Annotated in this window: 9 protein-coding genes; all 9 read right to left on the bottom strand. The window is 72.1% G+C overall.

The genetic code is table 11. The features are described 5' to 3' along the window. On the bottom strand, window positions 1-222 hold a 222-nt coding region (locus IG84_RS0136960; protein WP_031067738.1), incomplete at its 3' end, for a flavodoxin-dependent (E)-4-hydroxy-3-methylbut-2-enyl-diphosphate synthase. 4 nt (window positions 223-226) lie between these two features. Further along, window positions 227-1,252 carry an adenosyl-hopene transferase HpnH gene (hpnH, locus tag IG84_RS0136955; protein WP_030253268.1) on the bottom strand — a complete coding sequence of 342 codons (1,026 nt, stop codon included), beginning with the start codon at window positions 1,250-1,252 and terminating at the stop codon, window positions 227-229. A gap of 5 nt (window positions 1,253-1,257) precedes the next feature. Continuing rightward, window positions 1,258-1,902, bottom strand: coding sequence for a phosphorylase family protein (locus IG84_RS0136950; protein ID WP_031067735.1), 645 nt, complete (start codon window positions 1,900-1,902; stop codon window positions 1,258-1,260). Continuing rightward, a complete protein-coding gene (shc, locus tag IG84_RS0136945; protein WP_031067731.1) occupies window positions 1,903-3,933 on the bottom strand; it encodes a squalene--hopene cyclase in 2,031 nt (676 codons plus the stop codon). Between the two features lie 131 nt (window positions 3,934-4,064). After that, window positions 4,065-5,186 carry a polyprenyl synthetase family protein gene (locus IG84_RS0136940; protein WP_078649923.1) on the bottom strand — a complete coding sequence of 374 codons (1,122 nt, stop codon included), beginning with the start codon at window positions 5,184-5,186 and terminating at the stop codon, window positions 4,065-4,067. Beyond that, complete coding sequence (gene hpnE, locus IG84_RS0136935; protein WP_031067726.1) at window positions 5,183-6,646, bottom strand: hydroxysqualene dehydroxylase HpnE; 1,464 nt, start codon at window positions 6,644-6,646, stop codon at window positions 5,183-5,185. Before hpnE ends, IG84_RS0136940 begins: the two co-directional genes overlap by 4 nt. A gap of 148 nt (window positions 6,647-6,794) precedes the next feature. Further along, the gene (gene hpnD, locus IG84_RS0136930) at window positions 6,795-7,748 is read right to left on the bottom strand and encodes a presqualene diphosphate synthase HpnD (protein ID WP_078649922.1); all 954 of its coding nucleotides are present in this window, start codon (window positions 7,746-7,748) and stop codon (window positions 6,795-6,797) included. Further along, a complete protein-coding gene (gene hpnC, locus IG84_RS0136925) occupies window positions 7,745-8,680 on the bottom strand; it encodes a squalene synthase HpnC (RefSeq protein ID WP_031067721.1) in 936 nt (311 codons plus the stop codon). Before hpnC ends, hpnD begins: the two co-directional genes overlap by 4 nt. A gap of 133 nt (window positions 8,681-8,813) precedes the next feature. After that, the coding region (locus IG84_RS0136920; protein WP_425424084.1) for an ABC transporter ATP-binding protein at window positions 8,814-9,263 on the bottom strand (450 nt) is incomplete at its 5' end.

Genomic DNA, 9,263 nt, shown 5'->3' with positions numbered 1-9,263 from the left:
CTCCGCGATCTGCTGCAGCGTCGCCCCAATGTCCGCCGTACGCGTCGTCGTCATCGACTGCACGGAGACGGGCGCGTCCCCGCCCACGGCCACCGGCCCGACCTGGATCCGGCGCGAGATGCGCCGGACGGCCAGGGGCCGGGCCGGGACCTCGGGGAGCCCCAGCGCTGTGCTTTTCCGGGGGACAACCCCCGGCCCCCCGGGAGGCTCACCAATGGTCATGACGTCACCCGTGGCTTCCGGCGACGGTCTCGCGGGCGGCGCGCAGCGACTCCTTCAGGGAGCCCATGGTCGCCAGGACGGCGGTCGGTTCGTAGCCGCAGTGCGCCATGCAGTTGGCGCAGCGCGGATCCTTGCCGCGGCCGTACTTGTCCCAGTCGGTCTCCTCGATCAGCTCCCGGTACGTGGGGACGTACCCGTCGCTCATCAGGTAGCAGGGGCGCTGCCAGCCGAACAGGGAGTAGTTCGGGATCGCCCAGGCGGTGCAGGGGAAGTCCGCCTTGCCCTCCAGGAAGTCCAGGAAGAGCGGGCTGTGGTTGAGCCGCCAGCGGCGCCGGTTGCCGCCGGCGAACGCCTTCTTGAACAGCTCCCTGGTCTGCTCGACGCCAAGGAAGTGCTCCTGGTCGGGGGCCTTCTCGTAGGCGTAGGCGGGCGAGAGCATCATCTCGTCGACCTTGAGGTCGTCGTTGAGGAAGTTGAGCACCTCGATGATGGTCTGCGGGGTGTCGGTGTTGAAGAAGGTGGAGTTCGTGGTGACCCGGAAGCCGCGGCGCTTGGCTTCCTTGATGGCCTCCACGGCCTCGTCGAAGACGCCTTCCTTGGCCACGGACTCGTCGTGACGCTCGCGCATCCCGTCGATGTGCACCGCGAAGGCGAAGTACGGCGACGGGGTGAACTTGTCCATCTTCTTGCGCAGCAGCATGGCGTTGGTGCACAGGAAGACGTACTTCTTCTTGGCGACGAGCTGGCGCACGATCTCGTCGATCTGAGGGTGCATCAGGGGCTCGCCACCCGCGATGGAGACCATCGGGGCGCCGGATTCCAGTACGGCGCCGACCGCCTGGGCGACCGGCATCCGCTGCTTCAGCACCCCGGCCGGGTGCTGGATCTTTCCACAGCCCTCGCACGCGAGATTGCACGCGTACAGCGGCTCCAGCTCGACGATGAGCGGGAACTTCGCACGCCGCCGGAGCATTTTCTGTTCAAAGAGATACGTCCCGACCCTGATGGTCTGACGGAGCGGCATGGCCATCTGGCTCACCTCCTGGGGAGCAGCAAAGAACGGTGCCATTCAAAGAAAACGGGAAGGACGGCACGCAAGACGCGGAAGGCCGATATTCCCCCGCGTATCGTGCCAATACGAACGAGTTCGTGCTCTGGAGCGTCCACGACCACTCGGACGGCGGCAACGGGGCGGGGACCGGCCCGCAGCGCGCTGCCGAGCGTCGCGGCGGACTCCATGTCCACGGCGACCGCCCCGGCGGCGTGCAGCGCGGTCCGCTCGGCGCCGCGCACGACGTGGTCGCTGCCGAGCAGCAGCCCGGAGTGCACGGTCAGGCCGCGCTCCTTCAGGGCCGCGACGAGCGGCGCGTTGTCGCGGCAGACGGCCTCGGGGCGGTCCGGCTGGTGCTCGCGGGTGGCGTCCGCGACGACCACGTCACCGGGGCGCATGCCCGGCGCGAGCCCGGCACAGAAGCCGCTGGCGACGACGGGCGAGGCCGCGGTGGGCGCGCCGGCGCCGAGCGCGGCGCCGATGGCCCGCTCCGCCGCCTGCGGGCCCATGCCCGTGCGCAGCACCGTGCCGGCCGGGCCGCCGCGCAGCGCGAAGCGCTCGATGCCGAGCGCGCAGGCGACCAGCAGCGGTGGCGGCGTGCCCGGGGACGGGCCGTCCGGGTCGGTCATCTAGGACCTCACGGCCGCTGGGGCCGGACCGCCGCCCAGATAGCGGCCCAGGGCCGTGAGCGGGAAGACCTGCCGGTAGAGGTGGTAGTTGATCGAGAAGTCCCAGGGGAAGCCGGTGCCGGTGAAGTACGGCTCGTCCCAGGAGCCGTCGGGGCGCTGCGTGGCGGCCAGCCACTGCACGCCACGTTCCACGGCCTTGCTGTCCCGCTCGCCGGCCGCGAGCAGCGCCATCAGCGCCCAGCCGGTCTGCGAGGCGGTCGAGGCGCCGCGCCCGATCCAGTCGCGGTCCTTGTAGGAGCGCTGGTCCTCGCCCCAGCCGCCGTCGTCGTTCTGCACGCTCTCCAGCCAGGAGACCGCGCGGCGGATCGCGGGGTGCGAGGCGGGGATGCCGGCCGCGACGAGCGCGGGCAGTACGGAGCCGGTGCCGTAGACGTAGTTGGTGCCCCAGCGGCCGAACCACGCGCCGGTCGGGTCCTGCTCGGCCAGCAGCCATTCGATGCCGCGCCGGATCCGCGGGTCGTGGGTGGCGCCGACGTCCGCCGCCATCTCCACGACGTGCGCGGTGACGTCGGCCGACGGCGGGTCGATGACCTCGCCGAAGTCGCAGAAGGGCAGCCGGTCGGGGAAGGGGCTGGTGTTGTCGGCGTCGAAGGCGCCCCAGGCCCCGTTGCGGGACTGCATGCCGAGGTTCCAGCGCACGGCGCGGCGTACGGCGTCCTCGACGCGCTGCGGGTCCGGGTGCTCGACCCGGCGCAGTGCGAGGACGACCTCGGCGGTGTCGTCGATGTCCGGGTAGTTGTCGTTCTCGAACTCGAAGGCCCAGCCGCCGGAGGGCAGCGTCGGCCGGCGCACGGCCCAGTCGCCGGGCCGGTCGATCTGCTCGTCCAGCATCCAGTCGGCGGCCTTGACGAGCTGCGGGTGGTCGCGGGGCAGTCCCGCGTCGGCGAGCGCGATGGTGGCGAGGCAGGTGTCCCAGACCGGGGACTGGCACGCCTCGATCATGCGGACGGGAGCACCGTGACCGTCCTCGCGCCAGACGGTGAAGCGGTCCAGGGAGGCCAGGCCCTCGCGGAGCACGGGGTGGTCCAGGTCGTAGCCCAGCAGGTGCAGCGCGATGACCGAGTAGACCGCCGGGGGCTGGATGCCGCCCCAGCAGCCGTCGTTCTCCTGCCGCTCGATGATCCAGCGCGCCGCGGTGCGCATGGCACTGCGGCGCAGCCGGCGCGGCGTGACCTTGTGGTAGGCGTGCAGCGCCTTGTCCAGGCGCTGGAAGACGCCGTCCCAGGTGGTGAGGGGGGCGAGCGGCCGCGGCGGGTTCGGGTTCCGGGGATCGGTGTGCAGCTCGTCGAGGGCGAACGGCGCGGGGCGTACGGGCCGGTGGGCCGAGACGATCGTCAGCGGGACGATGGTCTGCCGGGCCCAGCAGCCGAAGTCGTAGATATTGAGCGGGAACCACTTCGGGAGGGCAATGAGCTCCGGAGGCAGGTCCGGCAGGTCCTCCCACTTACACCAGCCGAAGAGGGCCAGCCAGATGCGGGTGAAGACGCGGGACGCCGCGATGCCGCCCTGCGCACGGATCCAGGCGGACGACCTGGCCATGTGCGGCTCGTCGGGCCGGTCGCCGGCCAGGCGGAGGGCCACATAGCCCTCGATGGTCGTGGAGAGCTCGCCGGGGCCGCCGTAGAAGCTGGCCCAGGTGCCGTCGTCGCGCTGCTCGCCGCGTACGAAGCGGGCGGCGGCCTCGGTGGTCTTCGGGTCGCTGATGCCCAAGAACTGGCGGAGCATCAGGTCCTCGGCGTCCATCGTCACATTGGTGTCGAGGTCGCCCTTCCACCAGCCGGCGGGGTCCTGGAGGGAGAGGAGGTATTCGGTGGCCCGGGCGGTCGCCTGCCGCGCCGTGCCCGTCAGGCCGTCGGGCGCCGGGGGCGGGGTCGCGGGGCTCCGGTCAGTGGTCTCAGCGGTGGCATCGCTGGCCGCGGGTGCCCGGGACGGCAGGGCCGCCCCGGTGCTTCCGTCGGTCGTCGCTGTCATGGCTTCCCCTTCTGCAGTAATCAAAGACAAATGCATGGGGCTTCCGTCGGCCGGTGCCGGGCCTCCGGCATGGCGTACCGGGGGCGGCCGGCACCGGCCGGCGACTGCGAACTAGTTCGGTGTAATCGTGATCATCTCTTCCGTACGACGACGAAGTCCGCGAGGGCGACGAGCTGTCCGCGGACCGCTTCGGGCATGTCGATCTCGTCGAGTGCGGCGATCGCGGTGGCGTGCTGGCGGCGGGCCTCCTCCGAGGTCCACTCTCGGCCACCGGCCTCCTCGATAAGGGCTGCGCGGGAGGCGAATTCCGCCTCCGTGAAATCGGCGATCTCGGTCTCGCTCTTCTTGGCGTCGTCGGCCAGGATGCGGGCGAGCTTCTCGGATGCCGGGCCGCCCGCGTCCAGGGCGGCGACGACCGGCAGCGACTTCTTGCGCTGCCGCAGGTCGGACCAGGTCTGCTTGCCGGTGGCCTCCGGGTCGCCCCAGATGCCGAGCAGATCGTCTACGGCCTGGAAGGCGAGGCCGAGGTGGTAGCCGTACTTCTCCAGGATGTCGGCGGTGCGGTCGCTCGCGCCGCCGAGGACCGCACCGATGGAGACGGCGCAGGCCAGCAGCGCGCCGGTCTTGTTGCCCTCCATCTCCAGGCACTCCGCGACGGTGACCCGGTCCCGGTGCTCGTAGGAGATGTCCTGGGCCTGACCGTCGATCAGCTTGCGGGTGGCGACGGTGAGCCGGCGGGCCGCGCGCCCGGCGTCCACGGTCCCCAGCTCCAGCAGTATCTCGTTGGCGAGTGCGAAGAGCGCGTCGCCGACCAGGATGGCCTGGGCAGGCCCGTGCACCTTCCACACGGTGTCGCGGTGGCGGCGCTGCTCGTCGCCGTCCATGAGGTCGTCGTGCAGCAGCGAAAAGTTGTGCACGAGCTCCACGGCGACGGCGCCGGGGATGCCCGTCTCGGGCGGGGCGCCCGCGGCCTCGGCCGAGAGCAGCGCGAGCGCGGGGCGTACGGCCTTGCCGCCGTCGCCGGCCGACGGCGCTCCCGCGGCGTCGATCCAGCCGAAGTGGTACGCGGCTACGGTGTCCATGGGAGGCGCGAGCCGGTCAACGGCGGCCCGCAGCTCCGGAGTGGCGAGCCTGCGCCCGCGCTCCAGGAGTGCGGTGACGCCCTCGGTGTCGATTACTGGGGAAGCCGGGTTCACGGTTTCTCCTCTGTTTCCGGTGCTCGTGCTCGTGCGAGCGCGCGTACTCGTTGTCATGCCGCCTCCTGGGGCAGTGATCCCTGGGGGAAGCCGAGTTCGGTGAGTGCCTCGCGGGCGGCACTGATGCCGCTGCGAACAGCGCTTTCCATGGTCGCGGGCCACCCTGTGGCGGTCCACGCACCGGCCAGGTACAGGCCGGCGGACTGAGTGCGGGCGGCGGCGCGCAGCCCGCCGACGCCCGGTGCGGGTGCGAACGTCGCGGTGCGTTCGCGGGTGACGAAGAAGTCGCGGACCTTCGCGCCGCGCGCGGCGGGCAGCACCCGCGCGAGCTCCGGGAGGTACCGCTCGCGCAGCACGCCGACCGGCAGGTCGATCTCGTCCTGCGCCGCGGACTGCGAGACGGCGAGGTACTGCCCGCCGCCCTCCAGCCCGGACGCCTCCGTGCGGTCGAAGACCCACTGCAGCGGCGAGCCGAGCGCCGCGAAGAACGGGCGGCGCAGGACCTTGCGGTCGTAGAGCACGTGCACGTTGAGGATGGGGGCCGTACCGATCTCCAGCAGCCGTTCGGGGCTGTCCAGCGCGCCGGGCGGCAGCAGGCCGTGCGTCTCGCGCTGCGGCAGGGCCAGTACGACCGTGTCGGCGGCCAGTTGCTCCTGGCTGTGCGGCCCGTTCTCGACGGTGACCTGCCAGCGCTGCTCGTCGGTCCGGGTCAGGGCGCTCGCGCGCGTACGGGTCTCGACGCGCACCCCGGCCTTCTCCAGCGCGGTCCGGGCGAGCGTGTCGTGGACCTCGCCGAGCGGGACGCGGGACCAGCCGATGTCGGCGGCGCCGGGGTCGGAGAGCAGGCCGGTCTTGAAGACCATGGCGGCGAGCCCGGCGGAGGCGTCGGCGGCGCGGGCGTTCAGCGTGGCGACGCCGACCAGGTCCCACAGCGCCTCGACGGCGCGCGGCGACTGGCCGTGCCGGGCGAGCCAGCTCGCGAAGTCGATGCGGTCCAGCGCGGGGTCGGCCGGGTCCAGGGCCTTCAGGGCGAGCGCGGCGCGGCCTACGGAGGCGCGCTCGGCGAGCGAGAGGTGCGGGTAGCCGGCCAGGCTCGCGGCGAGGTGCAGCGGTACGGGCAGGGCGGTGCGGCGCAGCCGGCCCAGGCGCATGCCCGCCGCGGCGCGCGCCGGGTCGGCGTCCAGCACCGGCACGTCCATCCGGTCCTGGATCGGCATCAGGTGTGCGCCGCCGACGCGCTCCAGGAAGTCCCGGTAGGCGGTGCAGCAGCGCAGGTAGACGTGCTGGCCGTTGTCCACGCTCAGCTCGCCGGCCGCGGAGTCGCGGCGGAAGGAGAAGGCGAGGCCGCCGAGGCGCGGCCGGCCCTCGACAAGGGTGACGCGCAGCCCGGCGTCGGCGAGCGCGAGGGCCGCGGTGGTGCCCGCGAGGCCGCCGCCGACGACGACCGCGGTGGCGCCCCCGTCTCCGGAGGCGCCCGCGGTGATGTGCGTGGCCGGCCGCGTGTCGGCGGAAGTCATACGTCCTCCCGGGATGCCGCTGTCATGGACGCAGCAACACGCCACGGGGTTGCCCGCCGCTCGAGGCGTACCTGCACGGACGCGCTCCGGCCCGCTCGGCCCGTCACGGCGCCTACCTGCACGGCCGCGCCCCGGCTCGCTCCGCCTGTCATGCGCGCCTCCTGACGGACTGGCGGCGGCCGATCGCGCGGGCGTCGAGGCCGGAGAGGCCGCGGACGGCGACGAACGCCTTCTCGTGGCCGGGCAGCGAGACCCGGCCGCGCAGCACCGCCTCGGGGTCGTCGGCGATCCGGCGCAGCAGGCGGTGGTAGATGCCGGCCATCGCGGCGACGCAGGCGCCGGAGCGCCGGTCGAGCATGGGCAGCAGCCGAAAGCCCTCGGCGAACAGGGCGCGGGCCCGGCGCACTTCGAAGTGGACGAGCCCGGTGAAGTCCGCGCCGGAGGGCGGGACCGAGCCGTGGAAGCCCGCGGCGCAGCCGAACTTCTCCAGGTCCTCGGCGGGGAGATAGGTACGGCCGTTGGCCGCGTCCTCGCGCACGTCCCGGAGGATGTTGGTGAGCTGCAGAGCGAGTCCGAGCGTATCGGCGTACTCGGGGGCACGGTCGGCCTCCGTCGCGCCGGGCACGGTGCCGAACACGCCGAGCGAGAGCCGCCCGATGGCCCCGGCGACGCAGCGGCAGTACGCCTTGAGGCCGTCCCAGGTCTCGTACGTCTCGCCGTGCACGTCCATCAGCACGCCGTCGATCAGCTCGTCCAGGGCGTCCAGCGGCAGCGGGAAGCGGCGTGCGGCGTCCGCGAGCGCGACCGCCACCGGGTCGGTGTCGTCCTCGGCGACCCGGCCGTCCTTGATGCGCGCCAGCAGTCCGCGGGTGTCCGCGAGCCGCTGCTCCTTCTCGGCGGGCGCCAGCGCGCCGTCGCCGATGTCGTCCACCCGGCGCGAGAACGCGTACAGCGCCGACATCGCCTGGCGCTTGTCGGCGGGCAGCAGTCTGATCCCATAAGCGAAGTTACGCGCCTGCTGCCCGGTGACGGCCTCGCAGTAGCGGTACGCAGCGAGCACCGGCGCGGACGCGTGTGCGATTGCTTCCACGGTCCGACTCACCCCTCTCTTCGCAGTGTCGCCCCTACCGCGCGCAGCAGACTGAGCTTGCTGGGCTTGGGCGGTCCAGGGAGGACGTCGTGATCGGCGGCCGCCACCGCCTGGAGGGCGGCACGTCCGCCGGCGACGAAACCGGCGAGCAGCAGCTTGAGTCTGCCGTGGACGCTACCCACCAGCGGGGCACCTTCATTCAGAAGGCCACCGGCGCGTTCGGCTTCGAATGCAAACAGTGCGCGCGCCGATGCGCCCCCTGTCGGAGCGGCCAGGTCGGATTCGGTGACGCCGAAGCGCTTCATGTCCTCGGCGGGCAGATAGATGCGGTCTCTCCGCAGGTCCTCGGAGACGTCCTGAAGGTGTTCGACGATCTGCAGGGCCGTGCAGATGGCGTCCGAACGGCGGACCCGTTCGGGCGTGGTCGTGCCCGTGATGCCCAGAACCAGCCGGCCCACGGGGTTGGCCGACAGCTCGCAGTAGTCCAGCAGGTCGGCGTAGCTCTCGTATCGGCTGACGCGCTGGTCCTGCCGGTTGGCCTCGATCAGGCGCTCGAACGGCTCAGGGCTCAGGCCGCAGCGCCGTACGGTCGGGCCGAGGCGGCGCATGAGGGGGTGCCGGGGGCCCGGCGCCCGGTCGCTGTAGACCCGGCGCAGGTCTGCCTCCAGGGCGTCCAGCAGCGCGAGCCGGTCTCCCCCGCTCTCGGCTGCGCTCGAGCGGGAGGTGCCCCCGTCCTGCGCACGGTCGAGACCGAGCAGTACCGCGTCCTCGCCGCCCGGCGCGAGGTCGCCGTCGCCGATGTCGTCGACCAGACGGGCGAATCCGTAGACCGCCATCAGGTCGGCACGCCAGGCGCGGGGCAGGAAGAACGGCGCGACGGGGAAGTTCTCGTGCGCGGCCTTGTCCAGGACGGCGCGCTCGGGCGCGACAGGCTCCGGGCTCACCGGAGGCTGCCCGGCGCGTTCCGGAGCCGGAGAGATCCCGTAGCCATTGCCGTCACGTCTCCCGTTCTACACCGCCACGCTAAAACTTCATATTTCGGACACGCCGCACGCACGGCCCGTCCGATCAGGGCGCTCATCGGCGCCGTCGGATTATTTTGCCCGACTTGTACCACATGTGCCGTTCCGCACCCGTACAGCTTACGCCGTACATCTCACGCTCGTCCGAGGGGGTCCGAACCGCGAACTCCAGCCACAGCACCCGGTCGCAGGTGTCCCGGATGGACTTGTTGTTGTGGCTGACCAGGAAGACCGTGCCGGCCTCCTTGCGCAGCTCCCGGATGCGGGCCTCGGAGCGCTTCTGGAACTTCCGGTCACCGGTGGCCAGGGCCTCGTCGATCATCAGGACGTCGTGGTCCTTGGCCGCCGCGATGGAGAACCGCAGGCGGGCCGCCATGCCGGAGGAGTAGGTGCGCATCGGCAGGCTGATGAAGTCGCCCTTCTCGTTGATGCCGGAGAAGTCGACGATCTGCTGGTAGCGCTCGCGGACCTGCTCGCGGGTCATGCCCATGGCCAGTCCGCCCAG

It is taken from the genome of Streptomyces ochraceiscleroticus (assembly GCF_000720485.1).
GTDB classification, from domain to species: Bacteria; Actinomycetota; Actinomycetes; order Streptomycetales; family Streptomycetaceae; genus Streptomyces; species Streptomyces ochraceiscleroticus.
This window is presented reverse-complemented; position numbering and strand designations above follow the sequence as displayed.